Source organism: Vibrio mytili, assembly GCF_049563345.1.
Taxonomy (GTDB): Bacteria; Pseudomonadota; Gammaproteobacteria; order Enterobacterales; family Vibrionaceae; genus Vibrio; species Vibrio mytili.
Map to the genome: position 1 here is coordinate 1,002,146 of NZ_CP110481.1, position 16,597 is coordinate 1,018,742.

Annotated in this window: 11 protein-coding genes; 4 read left to right on the forward strand and 7 right to left on the reverse strand. The window is 43.8% G+C overall.

Going from position 1 to position 16,597, the window contains the following annotated elements; translation table 11 throughout:
• Nucleotides 1–8: 8 nt before the first annotated feature.
• The 4 genes from ONE56_RS04715 to ONE56_RS04730 form a co-directional block, all read right to left on the reverse strand.
• Nucleotides 9–1,280 carry a YeaH/YhbH family protein gene (locus ONE56_RS04715; RefSeq protein WP_041156495.1) on the reverse strand — a complete coding sequence of 424 codons (1,272 nt, stop codon included), beginning with the start codon at nt 1,278–1,280 and terminating at the stop codon, nt 9–11.
• Nucleotides 1,281–1,327: 47 nt separating this feature from the next.
• Entirely contained in the window at nt 1,328–3,262 is a 1,935-nt protein-coding gene (locus tag ONE56_RS04720; RefSeq protein WP_041156496.1) for a PrkA family serine protein kinase, read from the reverse strand.
• 475 nt (nt 3,263–3,737) lie between these two features.
• The gene (locus ONE56_RS04725; protein ID WP_041156497.1) at nt 3,738–5,543 is read right to left on the reverse strand and encodes a DUF3413 domain-containing protein; all 1,806 of its coding nucleotides are present in this window, start codon (nt 5,541–5,543) and stop codon (nt 3,738–3,740) included.
• A gap of 22 nt (nt 5,544–5,565) precedes the next feature.
• Nucleotides 5,566–5,793 carry a YejL family protein gene (locus ONE56_RS04730; protein WP_041156498.1) on the reverse strand — a complete coding sequence of 76 codons (228 nt, stop codon included), beginning with the start codon at nt 5,791–5,793 and terminating at the stop codon, nt 5,566–5,568.
• 85 nt (nt 5,794–5,878) lie between these two features.
• Between ONE56_RS04730 and yejK the strand changes: the two genes are divergently transcribed.
• Nucleotides 5,879–6,877 carry a nucleoid-associated protein YejK gene (gene yejK, locus ONE56_RS04735; protein ID WP_423840490.1) on the forward strand — a complete coding sequence of 333 codons (999 nt, stop codon included), beginning with the start codon at nt 5,879–5,881 and terminating at the stop codon, nt 6,875–6,877.
• 317 nt (nt 6,878–7,194) lie between these two features.
• Nucleotides 7,195–8,355, forward strand: coding sequence for a chemotaxis protein (locus ONE56_RS04740; protein ID WP_423840319.1), 1,161 nt, complete (start codon nt 7,195–7,197; stop codon nt 8,353–8,355).
• A 101-nt stretch (nt 8,356–8,456) separates the two neighbouring features.
• On the opposite strand, the gene nhaC is transcribed toward ONE56_RS04740, so the two are convergent.
• Entirely contained in the window at nt 8,457–9,890 is a 1,434-nt protein-coding gene (gene nhaC, locus ONE56_RS04745) for a Na+/H+ antiporter NhaC (RefSeq protein WP_331438192.1), read from the reverse strand.
• Between the two features lie 417 nt (nt 9,891–10,307).
• On the opposite strand from nhaC, the gene asd reads away from it, so the two are divergent.
• Nucleotides 10,308–11,423, forward strand: a complete 1,116-nt coding sequence (gene asd, locus ONE56_RS04750) for an aspartate-semialdehyde dehydrogenase (protein WP_423840320.1) — start codon at nt 10,308–10,310, stop codon at nt 11,421–11,423.
• Nucleotides 11,424–11,505: 82 nt separating this feature from the next.
• Here asd and ONE56_RS04755 read toward each other — a convergent pair whose 3' ends face one another.
• Both ONE56_RS04755 and ONE56_RS04760 read right to left on the reverse strand, forming a co-directional pair.
• Complete coding sequence (locus tag ONE56_RS04755; RefSeq protein ID WP_128814704.1) at nt 11,506–12,372, reverse strand: ion transporter; 867 nt, start codon at nt 12,370–12,372, stop codon at nt 11,506–11,508.
• 35 nt (nt 12,373–12,407) lie between these two features.
• Complete coding sequence (locus tag ONE56_RS04760; RefSeq protein ID WP_041156501.1) at nt 12,408–13,046, reverse strand: YchE family NAAT transporter; 639 nt, start codon at nt 13,044–13,046, stop codon at nt 12,408–12,410.
• Between the two features lie 699 nt (nt 13,047–13,745).
• Between ONE56_RS04760 and adhE the strand changes: the two genes are divergently transcribed.
• Nucleotides 13,746–16,448, forward strand: coding sequence for a bifunctional acetaldehyde-CoA/alcohol dehydrogenase (gene adhE, locus ONE56_RS04765; protein WP_331438193.1), 2,703 nt, complete (start codon nt 13,746–13,748; stop codon nt 16,446–16,448).
• Nucleotides 16,449–16,597: the final 149 nt, after the last annotated feature.

Sequence of the window (16,597 nt, forward strand, 5' to 3'; positions counted from 1 at the left end):
CAGCCTCCTTACGCCGATTCTTTTTGAAAGAGTTCTCGGAAGACAGGGAAGATATCTTCCACTGAGCGAATATTCTTCATGGCGAAGTTCGGAAACTCCTCAGTGAGTTTTTCATACTCATGCCATAAAGTTTGGTGTGAACGACGCGTGATCTCGATGTACGAATAATACTGACAATTTGGTAATAGGCTATTTACTAGCAGCTCACGACACCGCGGTGAGTCATCAGCCCAGTTATCACCGTCGGACGCTTGAGCTGCATAGATGTTCCATTGCCCAATAGGGTAGCGTTCTTTGATGATTTCTTTCATCAGCTTCAGCGCACTGGATACGATAGTGCCACCAGTTTCTTGAGAATAGAAAAACTCTTGCTCATCAACTTCTTTCGCCTGAGTGTGGTGTCGGATAAACACGACTTCGACGTTCTCATAAGTACGAGTTAAAAACAGATACAGCAACACATAAAAGCGTTTTGCAATGTCTTTGGTTGCTTGATCCATAGAACCGGACACATCCATTAAACAGAACATGACAGCCTGGCTGGACGGCACCGGACGTTTTTCGTAATTTTTGAAGCGTAAATCGAATGTATCAATAAATGGAACCTTAGCAATTTTGGCTCGTAGCTCCTCAATTTCCTTTTTGAGTCGATTTTCTTCAAGCTGTTGTGCTGGCTCAATATTTTTAATACGTGTCAGTTCCTCTTCCAGTTCGTTAAGAAGACGTTTTTTACCTGCCGTCATTGCGGTTCTGCGTGCAAGCGACTGTTGAAGGGAACGAACTACGGCAATATTGGATGGAATACCTGCGGTTTTAAAGCCCGCTCGGTGGGTTTTCCATTCAGTTATTTTCGCGATTTGGTTTTTTTCAAGATTCGGCAACTCAAGGTCTTCAAACAAGATATCGAGGTATTCGTCTTTTGATATTTGGAATACAAATTCATCCTGACCTTCACCATCGGGACTTGCTTGACCTTCACCAGAGCCACTGCCTTGTCCTCCTTCTTTAGGACGTTCAATCTTATCACCGGTAATAAACTGGTCATTACCTGGGTGCACACGCTCTCTCAGCCCCCCTTTACCTTGGTGAAAGATTGGCTCTGTAATGTCTTTATGCGGGATGGCGACGTCTTCGCCCGTTTCTGTGTTTGTAATCGAGCGTCGATTCACTGCGTCTGCCACGGACTCTTTTATTTGCTCTCTATGGCGCTTCAAGAAGCGCTGTCGGTTAACAGCGCTCTTATTTTTGCCATTGAGCCTTCGGTCTATAAATTGCGCCATGAAATAGCCCTCTTCATGTTTCACAAGCGACCTAACTCAACAATGGGTTAGGATGACTTACGTACTCGTAGGTACCACTCAGAAAGTAGGCGAACCTGCTTCTCGGTATAGCCTTTTTCCATCATGCGAGCGACAAAGTCGTCGTGCTTCTTCTGATCTTCAGAAGAGGTTTTCGCATTAAATGAGATCACTGGAAGCAGTTCTTCGGTATTAGAGAACATTTTCTTCTCAATGACTGTGCGCAATTTTTCGTAGCTGGTCCAAACTGGGTTCTGACCATTGTTATTCGCTTTCGCACGAAGCACAAAGTTAACGATTTCGTTTCGGAAATCTTTAGGGTTTGAGATGCCAGCTGTTTTCTCGATTTTCTCAAGCTCTAAGTTGAGAGAGGCACGATCAAATAGCTGTCCAGTTTCCGGATCGCGGTATTCTTGATCCTGAATCCAGAAGTCTGCATAGGTGACATAGCGGTCAAAGATATTTTGGCCGTACTCAGAGTAAGACTCCAAGTAGGCTGTCTGAATTTCTTTACCAATGAATTCGACATAACGTGGAACGAGGTAACCTTTCAAAAACTCTTGGTATTTTTCCGCGGTTTCAGCAGGGAATTGTTCTCTTTCGACCTGTTGTTCTATGACATAGAAGAGGTGTACGGGGTTGGCCGCCACTTCTGCTTGGTCGAAGTTAAATACACGCGACAGGATTTTAAAGGCGAAACGAGTCGACAGACCGTTCATCCCTTCGTCCACACCCGCGTAATCTCGATATTCTTGATAGCTTTTCGCTTTTGGATCGGTGTCTTTAAGTGTCTCGCCATCGTAAACACGCATTTTTGAGAAAATAGACGAGTTTTCAGGCTCTTTTAAGCGGGAAAGAATACTGAACTGTGCCAACGTCTCTAGTGTGCTTGGTGAACAAGGCGCTTTTGATAGCTCACTGTTTTCAAGCAGTTTTTTGTAGATTTTGACTTCTTCTGACACACGTAAACAGTACGGAACTTTGACAATGTAAACACGGTCAAGAAACGCTTCGTTATTCTTGTTGTTACGGAATGTTTGCCATTCTGATTCGTTTGAGTGAGCCAAAATCATGCCATCAAACGGGATAGCAGAAAGCCCTTCTGTACCATTAAAGTTACCTTCCTGAGTGGCAGTAAGTAATGGGTGCAGCACTTTGATTGGCGCTTTGAACATCTCAACGAACTCCATCAAGCCTTGGTTGGCTTTACAGAGGGCACCAGAATAGCTGTAGGCGTCTGGGTCATCTTGAGAGTAGTGTTCCAGTTTACGGATATCGACTTTACCCACTAGAGACGAAATATCTTGGTTGTTCTCATCACCAGGCTCTGTTTTCGCTACCCCAACTTGATCCAAGATGGAAGGGCGCACTTTCACCACTTTAAAGCGGGTGATATCACCACCAAACTCATGCAGACGTTTTGCGGCCCATGGTGACATAATCGAGCGTAGGTATCGCTGTTGAATACCGTACTCTTTGTTGAGGATTTCACCATCTTCCGTGGCTTTAAATAAGCAGAACGGGTGATCGTTCACCGGACTGCGTTGTCCGTTTGCGGAAAGGACGTAGATCGGCATTTGCTCCATCAAGGCTTTGAGCTTTTCCGCGAGTGAGGATTTACCGCCACCCACTGGGCCAAGTAAATAAAGAATCTGCTTACGTTCTTCTAAGCCTTGCGCCGCATGTTTTAGGTACGAGACGATCTGTTCTATGGCATCTTCCATGCCGTAGAAATCTTTAAACGTTTCATAACGCGAGATAACACGATTCGAAAAGATCCGGCTTAGCCTTGGATCTTTAGCGGTATCAATTACCTCCGGCTCCCCAATCGCCATTAATAGGCGTTCTGCTGCGTTTGCGTAAGCGCTTTTGTCATCCTTGCACAGAGCCAAAAACTCTTGTAACGACATTTCTTCATCTTTAGCAGCTTCATATCTTGATTGATAGTGGTCGAAAATACTCATGTCGCTTTCCCCTTTAATAGTCAGTCTACCGACGAACGTTGATGCAGGCTTAACCACCTATTTCGTGCTCTTGCTGTATAGAGTTGTACGTCCTGTTATCTCTTTTGGTTCGCGCAATCTATAAACTCGCATCACCTATAAACTTGGCAGAACCAAAGATTTTGCTTTGTGGACAATGGGTTCGATACAACGGAGAGCGGTGGATATGAATCTTTCGATCACAGCCTTTCTCTATGTATAAGCCTAGTCGGGGATTTGCAATTCTGCTTAACAATTATGAATTTATTGTCGAAATTTACATTCAAATCACGCTTCAATATTAGAGTTATTGGTCTCGGTTATGAATTGCTCAGATATCAATTGCCTAATGTATGTGAACTGGGGTTGGGCAGAATTTGATGAAAAAAAAGAGAGCCGAAGCTCTCTTATATTGCATATTTGTCTTAGTTGTTGTGGCGCTTGTCCACTTTTCGCTTTAGTTCTCTTTTGTGTAAAAGCGCTGAAGCTCGGTCAAACCTTGCATTAACACGGGCAGTTTTGGTGACTCATCGCGCAAGCGTTTATAGTGACTATCGTACAGTTTGTAGTTACCGAACTTGTCTATTACCGTTGTTTGAGAATCAGTAATTAAAGCTAGCTCACGAGAGTCACCAGCAAGAATCCAACGACGGCGGCTTTCATCGAACAAGTTGCGACCGCTGCTGTAATCATTCGGGTTAGAAGAAACGCCCAACATGTCCTGCAGTAAAGTGACAGAAAGGTCTAGGTGGCTAGTATTGTGCTTAAACTCTCCAGGAACTTTACCCGGCCAATGAATCACCATCGGCACTTGCAATTGGTAGCGACTGTAGTTGCTATTAGCACCCCAACTGTTGGTGTTCGTTTCATTGAATTCACTACCGTGGTTCGAGGTAATGATCACGATTGTATTCGCAAGTAGGTTAGCTGCCTCAAGATCGCTGATGATTTGCCCAACGGTTTTGTCAGCCGATTTCACGGCAAATTCATACGCTTTTTTGAATCGTTCACCTGCTGGCATTTCTTTATCTGTCGAAGAGCTCGATTCGAAGTTATCAACCGTATTAATTTCGATAAAGCTAAACCAAGGTTGTTTCGCATTTTCAGTTAACCATGTATTCCAATGATCAACCGATTGCTGAACGGTTTGAGCTTGTGTGCCATCGAGTTTGTCCGCTAAGCGAAGATCTCTGAAAATGATTTCAGGGTAGAGATCGTCCTCAAAGCCGTTGCCGCTAAACAGACCGAAGCTATAACCTTGATCTTTTAGTACGTTCAGTAGGACAGGGGATGCGCCTTGCGCTTCGATACTTGATGCATAGCTAGTTGGTAAACCGTAGAACAAACCGAACGCACCATGGGAGTCGTTACTTGAACTATAGTGATTAAGGAAATTTTGACTGCTCTGCGCGAATTGATACAGGTTCGGCATCTCTTCTTGATTGAGGGCATCTGCGCGCAAATTGTTGACACTAAGCATCAGCACGTTGAGTTTATTGACTCTGCGGTTAAATTCAAGCGGTTCAATCGGGTAGTTAACAAGCTCTGAGCTGCCCTTATTCTCGGCCAATCGTTGTAAATATTCTTCACGGTCAAGTAAACCGTGTTTTTCCATAAAGCTTTTTGCCGTCATTGGATACGACAACGGGAAGTTAGAACGTTGGCTAGTAATTGGATTGTAGAAATAAGCATCGGCCCAAATATACACCAGATGGCTTGCGATAAAGCTGACGAAAAACAGCCCCGCTAATGGACGGCCAATATGCTTATGAGAAAGCTTGCGTTGTTTTCTCCACACCCATTCAGACAGTGCAAGCTGAGTGAGGAAAATCAGTGGCATCACGACAAACAGGTGTTGGAGATCTGAGCTCAGTGCACTTTTATCATCGCTGAATAATAATTCCCAAACAACCGGATTTAAATGTAAGTTGATTGACTGATACGCTTGAGTATCGACCAACAAAGCCGTCTGTCCGACTGTGGCAAATATCACTGCCACCAAGCGAAACAGCTTTCTTGATGGCAGGATAAAGGTTAACGGGAACAACACGAGTAAGTAGAGCGCAAACACTAGGAAGCCGAAATGGCCAACCCAGGACATCGCTAGATAGAATTGACCTAGCAGTGTCTCAGGCCAAGGTGACTGAACAATGTAACGTGTGCCTATCAACATCGAAGCAACGATATTGAAGAATGCAAACCAATGTCCCCAACCAACCAGTCGAGATACACGTTCGCCGTATGAATTTCCGCTGTCTACCATGTATGTGTCTAATTATCCGTTATTAATGTGTTTTTGGTGTGTCTAATGAAGACATCAGTGCCTGCGCAAATTTTTCAGCAATCGCTTGGCGTTGTGAAGCTGCAACTTGCTGATTTAAGACATTGGTTGCGATATTTCCGGCAATCATTAGCGTTAATTCAGGAGAGGAACCATGTTTTTCAAGGACCATGGCGACTTCTGCAAGAATTTTCTCTACTTGTTCGTCAGTATATTTAGATGTAATCGGCATAAAGACTCTAATAATGATAGTAAAAGCGGCTTATGATAACCTACAATGCCCTTCAACTAAAACCTTGTCGCAAGATAAAATCATTATGAGTCTTCATCTTTCAAACGTTATTCTGCATCAACTATGTAAAAACGATCAGGACGAATTGGTTGTTAACTTTCGTCCGGCATCATTAGAGAACGATGCGTCGACAGAAAATTTAGTCGCTGAGCTGCATCGAGTCTTCCATTCCAAAGCTGGTAAAGGCTTTGGCTGCTTCCAATCAGACAGTGAGTTTCAGTTTTGGCTCCAAGAGATGCGAAAAGGAGAGCGAGATTTTTATGACTTCTCACAAATTGGTGCAAATCGACTGAAAGATGAGTTGATTAAATATCCATTTGCTGATGAAGGCATCTTGGTCTTTGCCGAATACCAAAGCTTAGCTACAGATTATTTGTTCATTGGTATTCTACCGATGAATCAGAGCCTTAAGATCACGGAAGGCCTAGATATCAGTGCAACGGATTATCTAGACATCAGTAAAATGGATATAGCCGCGCGCATTGATCTATCCAGCTATGAAACCGATAAAGAGTCTAACCGTTACTTACAGTACATTAAAGGAAGAGTAGGGCGAAAAGTGGCTGACTTCTTCCTTGATTTCCTTCAAGCAGACATTGGCCTAGATACCAAACAGCAGAACTTAGTACTCATGCAGGCGGTGGACGACTTCTGCGCAGATTCAAAATTAGAAAAGCAGGAAGTAAACGAATACAAAAAACAAGTGTTTGATTACTGTAGCGAGCAAATTAAATCAGGTGACGAAGTTCAAATTTCCAAGCTTTCAGGCGAGCTACCAGCAAGCCAAGACGGCACAAGTTTTATGGACTTTACCAAAGAACAGGGCTATGAATTAGAAGAGTCTTTTCCGGCAGATCGAGCCACGGTGCGTAAATTGACTAAGTACGTCGGTGCGGGCGGTGGTTTGAACATCAGTTTTGATAGCCTGTTATTGGGTGAGCGTGTTTTTTACGATCCTGAAACCGATACGCTGACGATAAAGGGAACGCCACCCAATCTAAAAGATCAGTTAAGTCGCAACTAGGGCTTCTAATCTGGATTATTCAAAATTGATCTTCAACGAGAGAGCCATTGGCTCTCTTTTTTGTACGATTTTTCTTAATTTATTTCCTAAAAGTAAGAAGCGACTAACAGGCTTTAATTTCAATAATTTATAATGTAACGACGTGTGAGGCTTTTACTCTAAAAGGACTGTCGGAAGAAAAGCCCTAACTTATTCTACAGGTATCTAAATTACTCATCATGCTTGATTCAGCTGGAAGATTGATTGACGGATTTTGCGCCGTTTGAATCTCGCATCATGAAGCTATTGAGGTATACACTGTTATTAAAGGTAATTTCATGTCCATTCGTCACTATTCATCCTTACTGATTCTATGGTTGGCCACTGCGCTATCAGGGTGCTCGCTACTCGAAGTGCAAATCGAAAGCCAAACGGTCCCTCTCACCAAACAAGAGCTCAACATGCGTATTTTAACGCGTGAGTACGCGCTGCAATTTTTTGCTCAAGTAGAGCAAGCTGCTGATGTTCTGGAAAAGCAATATGAGCCTGGTGATAAAGTTAATCAGTCGTACGTTTTACTTTGGAAGATAAATGCCGAAGAGGGATTGCAGTCTGCGGCCTATCAAGCTTCTCCCATGTCTGCTCTGATTGACAGCTGGGTGTTTACCAAACAAATGAACCAGTTCTACTCTGTGGGCATGGGGCGTGATTTATTCATTACCGATGATGCCAAGCAAACTTCCGCACATCTTTCTCAAGAAGTCGACAAGTTGGCGAAATCACTACTCAAGCAAGATGTCTACGAGAAGACCAAAGTGTTTGTTGCTGACTTTGCACAGCAACATCCATTTGCCGATCTGAGTATGATTCGAACGCCAGCTTACCGTGCTTGGCTTGCCGCGAATCAAATCAGTGAAGAAGAAGCAGTGACGACATTAGGCACCATGCCTGAAGCGCTAAGTGATGTTTCTGATCGATTGAGCTTAGCCTCAAAACAGGCACCAAAAATTATGTCTTGGAAGGCTCAACTGCTTGCTATCAATAGCTCTGCCAGTATTGAAACTGTCAATGCGGCCCTCAATAGCTTGCAAGCAACGGCAGACTCGATGAGAGATTTTATCGACAACAATCCGGAATATATGCGCTATTTGGCTGAGCAAATGGCGGTCGAATTGCAACCTATTGTGGATGACTTAGACCAAAAGACTGAAGAGCGGTTATCACAATTGGGCGAAGAGCGTCAGGCTTTGGAGCATATGGTTGCAAGAGAGCGAGAGGAAATAGCACAGATCATTTCTAACCAACGTGAGAAGTTTACTCAAGATATCGATCGTGTGTCTCAACAAGTTGTGGATCTCGCTATGACAAAACTTATTGAGCTGATTAAGAGCACGATTATTTATTTCATTCTGTTCATTGCAGTGATCTTCTTCGCTCCGCTGGGCCTTGGTTACGCATTGGGTAAAAGGTCGGCCGTAAAAGCGAAAGTTGACCAGTAACTCCTTTTTTGTGTATTCCAATCAATAAAAAGAGCGCGATTGCGCTCTTTTTGCTCACTCTTATACCAGCAAGAATTGTGAAATACTTATTTAGCGTAGTATTAGGCCGTCTGCTGCTTCAACTCGTGTTCATTTTGCTCTGTTGGTTCCATCGTCGGATCACATTTGTCGACGAACCAACCCATGTAAGAAGTGACAATGGTCACGACAATACACACAAAACTCAACCACATAAACGGCGCGTAGGAAAGGGTCGCGACACCAAGTATGCTCGCCATATAGATACCATTGTCACTCCACGGCACCATGCCCGATGTTAGCGTGCCGCCGAACTCTGCGTTACGAGACAAATTCTTACGCTGGTAGCCCAAGCGATCGTAATTCTTCGCACAGATTTTTGGCGTTAATATCAAAGAGACGTACATCGCTGACCCAAAGACGTTACCCATAAATGCCGTACCTATGGTACTTGTCGCAAGTGAGCCTGCGCTTTGGACGCGCTTTTCGAACAGTTTAGCAATGGTCTCTAATACACCCACTTTATCGAGTAAACCACCAAAGCCAAGTCCGAAGACGATAACGGCAACTGACCCTAGCATTGAAGACATACCGCCACGGTTAAGAATTGAGTCGATGAACTCAACGCCAGAAGACAGTTCAAATGGCGCCCAAGCCGTATTGAAGGCAACCAAGAAATCGACTTCTTGGATCATGACAGCCCAAATAATCCCAAGCAATGAGCCAAAACTGATTACAGGAAAAGAAGGCATGCGCATCGCTAATAAAGATAAGACGATTAATACTGGCACAAACGAGTATGGCGTAATATAGAACTGTTGCTCCATGGCTCTAATAACCGAGTCAACTTGGCTCATGTCGACTTGTCCTGCGTAGTGGAAGCCAAATACAGTAAACATGATGCCAGTAATGATGTAGCTGATTAACGCAATCGGAAGCATGCCTTTTATGTGCTCCACAACTTCGACATTGGACATTGAAGAAGCAAGAATGACGGAATCAGATAGGGGCGACATTTTGTCACCGAAGTAACAACCCGAAAGTACAGCACCCGCCGTAATCGGAGCTGGAACACCAAGACCTTGGCCAATCCCCATCATCGCGATACCTGCGGTACCAGCGGCGCCCCATGATGTACCAGTAGCAAGTGCTGTTAATGAACAGATGAGCATAGTGGCGAGTAAAAAAATAGAAGGGTGGATGGCTTTCAATCCGTAATAAATGATCGTTGGGACGATCCCGCCAGATATCCAAGTTCCGACTAACGCACCCACGGCAAGCAAAATTAATACGGCTCCAAGACCATTTGAAATGCCTTTTAATGCCGCTTTTTCAAGCTCTTTATACTTATGACCCAATTTTATGCCTAAGAACATAATAATAAACCATCCAATATACAGTGCTAGCTGGATTGGTAGATCAAGTTTGGCGGTAAATGAAAATGCCAAAAGCAAAAATAAACCTAATGAGATGAGTACCTGCATCAAGTTAGGAAGTCGCGGTGTAACTTGCTTCATATGTGCCTCTTTAAATGTTGGAGCAGTAGAGGAATGTGCTCCTTATCGCAATGGCGCACAACATACAGTACCCAGCGTTTTGTTTCGAATTTTTAGTTATATATATTGATTTTCGTCCGGTTAATCGTTTGCATTTGAAGTTAAATTTCAAAATGTGTCAAATTAAGTTGTCTGAAATGTTATGTGATGTGAAAAATATGTGCTTCATCTGTTGCGGTCGCAAAAAGTTAATCATCTACCCATAGGTCGAATGTCTCGTTCGGGACTAAAGACGGACATAGGCAAGAAAAAGCACGGCTAGCACTAATTTTTTGTGGAAATCAGTAAAAAAAGACGACATTTACAAATTAGGGGTTGAGATTTTTTTGTGAAAAATGAACTATGGGGGAGGTTTTTAATACACGGAGAGTTAATGCGATGAGAGTTGGTTTAGTTGGTTGGCGCGGTATGGTGGGTTCTGTCCTTATGCAGCGCATGGTTGAAGAAAAAGACTTCGATCTCATCGAACCAGTATTCTACAGTACTTCTCAAATTGGTATTCCTGCTCCTAACTTAGGACAAGACGCAGGCTTGCTGCAAGACGCGTTTGATATTGAAAGTTTAAAACAACTTGATGTGATCATTACGTGTCAAGGTGGTGGCTACACTGAAAAAGTTTACCCAGCACTTCGTCAAGCTGGTTGGAAAGGCTACTGGATTGATGCTGCTTCTACATTGCGTATGGCAGAAGATTCTATTATCACGCTTGATCCAGTCAACCTGAAACAGATTCAACAAGGCATTCATGCTGGCACTAATACATTTGTTGGTGGTAACTGTACTGTAAGTCTGATGCTCATGGGTCTTGGTGGCCTGTTCGAGAAAGGCCTTGTTGAGTGGACAAGTGCGATGACGTATCAAGCTGCATCTGGCGCAGGTGCTCAGAACATGCGCGAATTGATCTCTCAAATGGGTGTTATCAATGATTCTGTGAGCTCTGAGCTTGCGAATCCAGCCAGTTCTATTCTTGATATCGATAAAAAAGTCGCAGATACAATGCGTAGTGCTTCTTTCCCTACGGATAAGTTCGGCGCTCCTCTTGCTGGTTCATTGATTCCATGGATTGATGTAAAACGTGAAAACGGACAGAGCAAAGAAGAGTGGAAAGCAGGTGTTGAAGCGAACAAGATTCTAGGCTTCCAGGATTCACCAGTTCCAATTGATGGTACATGTGTACGTATCGGTGCAATGCGTTGTCACTCACAAGCTTTAACCATTAAGTTGAAGCAAAATGTCCCTATGGATGAAATCGAAGATATCATTGCGAATCACAACGAATGGGTGAAAGTGATTCCAAACGAACGTGATATCACAGCGCAAGAGCTAAGTCCTGCAAAAGTAACAGGTACTATGTCTGTGCCTGTTGGTCGTCTGCGTAAGATGGCCATGGGCGATGATTTCCTAAATGCATTCACCGTTGGTGACCAATTGCTTTGGGGTGCGGCAGAGCCACTGCGTCGTACATTGCGAATCATCCTTGCTGAAAAAGCGTAAGCTTATTGGCGATAGAACAAGGGCTCCTGTTTTGGAGCCCTTTTTATTGCACGCTTTTGTTTTTCTTTTTTTCTCTTCTCTTTTACTTCGATGACTGCTCACCCCTTACCACTCTTTTATCAGGGTCAGCCAATTCACTGCCACAATGCTTGCAATAGATAGCGTCAGGATCATGGCCTGCCTGTGAGCAATTTGGGCACTTAACCAGAGTTTTGTGTGACTGCATTTCTTGATGCAACTCTGCAGTGAATATCCCCGTCGGCACGGCCAAAATGGAATAACCTAGTAACATTGTGAGTGAGGCGAGCGCTTTACCTAAATTTGTCTGTGGCACGAGGTCGCCGTAACCAACCGTTGTAATAGTGACAATAGCCCAATAGATGCTCTTGGGAATGCTGGTAAAGCCATTTTCAGGGCCTTCGACAATGAAAATTAAAGAGCCGAATATGGTGACGAGGATGGCGACGGAACTGAAGAAAATAAAAATCTTTCTGCGTGCCATCAGCAGCGAACGTAATAAAATGTTCGACTCTTGCAAGTAACGCACTAACTTTAATATTCGGAAAATCCGAAGCACACGAAGCGCTCTGATCACACCCATGAACGTTGCTGAAGGAAAAAACAACACTAAATAGGTGGGGAGTATTGCGAGTAAATCGACAACGCCATAAAAGCTTTTTGCATAGGCAGCAGGTTTTGGTGAACAGTACAGTCGAAGTAAGTACTCAACCGTGAATAAACCGGTAAAGGTGTACTCCAAGTACTTCAATTCTGTCGCCCATTCTGCCGATACCGCAGGGATAGAATCGAGAACCAATACGACTAATGAACTGATGATCGCGATAATTAGAGCGATATCGAAGGTACGCCCCGCTTTGGTGTGCGTACCAAAGATAGTGATGTAAAGCGTATGTTTAAGAGAGTCTTCCGTCATGATAAAGCGATCCATTATTGAGTCGCTTTATCATACAGTTTTATCGAAACTCAGGCTAATCCTGGGAATAGGCTTCTCAATCCGTTGGCAATAAATTCGATACCCAGTGCGCCCAGGATAAGGCCCATAATACGGGTAATGACGTTGATCCCGGTTTGGCCTAGCACGCGGACGATCAACGGCGCTGAACGAAATAGCAGCCAAGAGCAGAAGCAGAAAACACAAATCGTAATGCTGATGCCTACCGTATCCAACATATCTGGGTAACGAGAGCCATAGACGATGGTTGAGCTGATCGCACCAGGGCCAGCCATTAAAGGCATAGCAAGGGGAACGACCCCAATTTGTTCACGGCTAACCGATTCTGTTCTTTCTTGCTTGTTCTGCTTATCTTCACCCAACTTACCGCTCATCATTGAGAACGCGATGCTCAATAGTAGCAGCCCGCCTGCCACGCGAAACGAATCTAGGGAAATGCTGAACATGTCTAGCAGCATCTGACCTGCAAACAGTGAAATAGTCAAAATGATAGCAACCGCGATGTTCGCGGTCGTGGCGGTTTTGTGCTTCTCTTCGGGTGTCATGTGGCCCGTCAGAGACACGAACACAGGCATGATGCCGACGGGGTTAACGGCAGCGACCAATCCCAAGAAAAATTGCAGGAAAATAGCGAGCTCAAACGTTTGCATAGTGTTTACTCAATCAAGGTTCACATTAGTGAAAGACGGACGGGGTAACATGTTCCAATTGAGACAAGTTTTCATACTTGGCCTATTGGTTTTTTAGGTCGTCAATGTAAGTCAAAAACTGCCTAGGATGAAATGAAAAAAACTAACGAATTCACGGCAATTTCAGTGAGAAAAACTAATATTTTAACGAACTGTGTAGAGGATGATTGAAAATTGTTGCATAAATTAAGGTTGACAAATAGTGAGATATGCATAAACGTTAACATTCGCACATTTTTGATAAAAAACTGGGGGCTTTGTAGAGAGCAAGGCAGGTTTCTATATACTCTCAGTAGCACAGAAATTCAGGACTACATGTAATTTGTTGTCTAAAAATGAAACTTTTTTACAGGTTGTTGTTGTTTCTTTTAATTATTTGAGCGTTTGGCTCTTTTTTGTTCAATAAAAGTTTAATTAAAAATAATTTATATATCAGTTGGTTAGCTTGGTTTTTGAAGGTGGGTTACTACTTAAAGGGTATTTCGAGAGTGAGAACTGATCTAAGTCAATTTTTTTCACACTCTGAAATATTATACTCAGTCCTGAAAGCAATTTACTAAGATGGTTGTTACCTAACTCGCTGAAGATAAATAGCAAACCGGACAGACAATAGCCTTAATAAAAAGTTTTTAATATTTTGTTAATTTTAGGAGAACCCCTATGCCTGTAACTAATATGGCTGAACTAGATGCAATGGTCGCTCGCGTTAAGAAAGCGCAAGAAGAGTTCGCTACTTACTCTCAAGAGCAAGTAGACAAAATCTTCCGCGCTGCGTCTCTTGCTGCTAACCAAGCTCGTATCCCTCTAGCGCAACAAGCGGTAGAAGAATCTGGTATGGGTATTGTTGAAGATAAAGTAATCAAGAACCACTTCGCTTCTGAGTTTATCTACAACAAATACAAAGACGAAAAAACGTGTGGCATCCTAGAAGAAGATGACAACCTAGGTACAATGACTATCGCTGAGCCTGTAGGTATCATCTGTGGTATCGTACCAACTACTAACCCTACATCGACAGCAATCTTCAAATCTCTTATCTCTTTGAAGACTCGTAACGGTATCATCTTCTCTCCACACCCACGTGCGAAAAACTCTACTAACGATGCAGCAAAACTTGTTTTAGATGCAGCGGTAGCAGCTGGTGCTCCAAAAGACATCATCGGTTGGATTGACCAACCTTCAGTTGAGCTTTCTAACGCACTTATGAAGCACGATGACATCGCACTTATCCTTGCAACTGGTGGTCCAGGCATGGTTAAAGCGGCTTACTCTTCTGGTAAACCAGCGATCGGTGTTGGTGCAGGTAACGTTCCTGTTGTTATCGATGAAACTGCTGACATCAAACGTGCAGTTGCTTCTATCCTAATGTCTAAAACATTCGATAACGGCGTAGTATGTGCTTCTGAGCAGGCTGCTATCGTTGTTGATGAAGTTTACGACGAAGTTAAAGCACGTTTCGCTTCTCATAAAGCATACGTTCTAAACAAAACTGAAGCAGATAAAGTACGTAAAGTACTGCTTATCGATGGCGCACTAAACGCGAAAATCGTAGGTCAACCAGCTGCAGCTATCGCAGAAATGGCTGGCGTTAAAGTCCCTGCTGACACGAAAGTTCTTGTTGGTGAAGGTCTGGGTAAAGTTGCGCACGATGACGCATTCGCTCACGAAAAACTATCTCCAACTCTAGGTTTGTTCCGTGCTGACAACTTCGAAGACGCAGTTGCTCAAGCGGTAACTATGGTTGAAATCGGCGGTATCGGTCACACGTCTGGTCTTTACACTAACCAAGATGTAAATGCAGACCGTATCCGTTACTTCGGTGATAAGCTAAAAACTGCACGTATTCTAATCAATATCCCGACTACACACGGTGGTATCGGTGACTTGTACAACTTCAACGTTGCGCCTTCTCTAACACTAGGTTGTGGTTCATGGGGTGGTAACTCTATCTCTGAGAACGTAGGTCCTAAGCACCTAATCAACAAGAAAACTGTAGCGAAGCGAGCTGAAAACATGTTGTGGCACAAACTACCTAAGTCAATCTACTTCCGTCGTGGTAGCCTTCCAATCGCACTTAGCGACCTAGAAGGTAAGAAACGCGCATTCCTAGTTACTGACCGTTTCCTATTCAACAACGGCTATGCAGATGACGTAGTGAAACTACTGAAATCTCAAGGCATGGAAGTTCAAACTTTCTTCGACGTAGAAGCGGATCCAACGCTATCTGTTGTTAAGAAAGGTGCCGCTCAAATGGCTAGCTACCAACCAGATGTTATCCTTGCTCTAGGTGGTGGTTCACCAATGGATGCAGCGAAAATCATGTGGGTAATGTACGAGCACCCAGAAACACACTTCGAAGAGCTTGCAATGCGCTTTATGGACATCCGTAAACGTATCTACAAGTTCCCTAAAATGGGTCAAAAAGCTGAACTTGTTTGTATCACAACAACTTCAGGTACGGGTTCAGAAGTTACTCCATTCGCGGTTGTTACAGACGACGAAACTGGTGCTAAATACCCACTAGCTGACTACGAACTAACGCCAAACATGGCTATCGTAGACGCGAACCTAGTGATGAACATGCCTAAGTCTCTAACGGCATTCGGTGGTTACGATGCTGTGACTCACGCTCTAGAAGCTTACGTATCTGTTCTTGCGAACGAATACTCAGATGGCCAAGCTCTACAAGCACTTAAGATGCTTAAAGAGTACCTACCATCAAGCTACGCGAACGGTGCAAATGACCCAATCGCTCGTGAAAAAGTACATAACGCCGCAACTATCGCTGGTGTAGCATTTGCGAACGCATTCCTAGGTGTATGTCACTCAATGGCTCACAAACTAGGTGCTGAGTTCCACGTACCACACGGTTTGGCGAACGCACTGCTTATCTCTAACGTTGTACGTTACAACGCGAACGATAACCCAACTAAACAAACTGCGTTCTCTCAATACGACCGTCCACAAGCACGTCGTCGTTACGCTGAGGTTGCTGACCACCTAGGCCTAAGCCAAGAAGGTGACCGTACTGCTCAGAAGATTGAACGTCTACTAGCATGGATGGATGAGCTAAAAGTTAACCTAGACATCCCAATGTCAATCCAAGCAGCGGGTGTTGCTGAAGCTGACTTCCTCGCGAAACTAGATGAGCTAGCAGTTGAAGCGTTCGATGACCAATGTACTGGTGCGAACCCACGCTACCCACTAATTAGCGAGCTGAAAGAAGTGCTATTGGCTTCTTACTACGGTAAAGCTTTCGTTGAAGGTGAAACTTTCGAAGGTACAACTGTAATCAAGAAAAAAGCAGACCAAGAAGCAGCTAAACCAGCAGCTAAAGCGAAAAAAGAAAAAGCTGACGCGTAATTAAGAGTCGCTTTGAGTAAAGGTTTTCGCTAGCACGAAACCTTAATCGGGAAATGTTAAAGCCCCAGTCGATATGACTGGGGCTTTTTTTTGCTGCTCGTTTATTGCTTGTTCCTGCGCTTATTTTTTCGATATATAGCTGAAGATTA

Coding starts and splice junctions, on each gene's coding strand:
- ONE56_RS04715 (WP_041156495.1), bottom strand. CDS start 1,280: ATGGCGCAATTTATAGACCGAAGGCTCAATGGCAAAAATAAGAGCGCT.
- ONE56_RS04720 (WP_041156496.1), bottom strand. CDS start 3,262: ATGAGTATTTTCGACCACTATCAATCAAGATATGAAGCTGCTAAAGAT.
- ONE56_RS04725 (WP_041156497.1), bottom strand. CDS start 5,543: ATGGTAGACAGCGGAAATTCATACGGCGAACGTGTATCTCGACTGGTT.
- ONE56_RS04730 (WP_041156498.1), bottom strand. CDS start 5,793: ATGCCGATTACATCTAAATATACTGACGAACAAGTAGAGAAAATTCTT.
- yejK (WP_423840490.1), top strand. CDS start 5,879: ATGAGTCTTCATCTTTCAAACGTTATTCTGCATCAACTATGTAAAAAC.
- ONE56_RS04740 (WP_423840319.1), top strand. CDS start 7,195: ATGTCCATTCGTCACTATTCATCCTTACTGATTCTATGGTTGGCCACT.
- nhaC (WP_331438192.1), bottom strand. CDS start 9,890: ATGAAGCAAGTTACACCGCGACTTCCTAACTTGATGCAGGTACTCATC.
- asd (WP_423840320.1), top strand. CDS start 10,308: ATGAGAGTTGGTTTAGTTGGTTGGCGCGGTATGGTGGGTTCTGTCCTT.
- ONE56_RS04755 (WP_128814704.1), bottom strand. CDS start 12,372: ATGGATCGCTTTATCATGACGGAAGACTCTCTTAAACATACGCTTTAC.
- ONE56_RS04760 (WP_041156501.1), bottom strand. CDS start 13,046: ATGCAAACGTTTGAGCTCGCTATTTTCCTGCAATTTTTCTTGGGATTG.
- adhE (WP_331438193.1), top strand. CDS start 13,746: ATGCCTGTAACTAATATGGCTGAACTAGATGCAATGGTCGCTCGCGTT.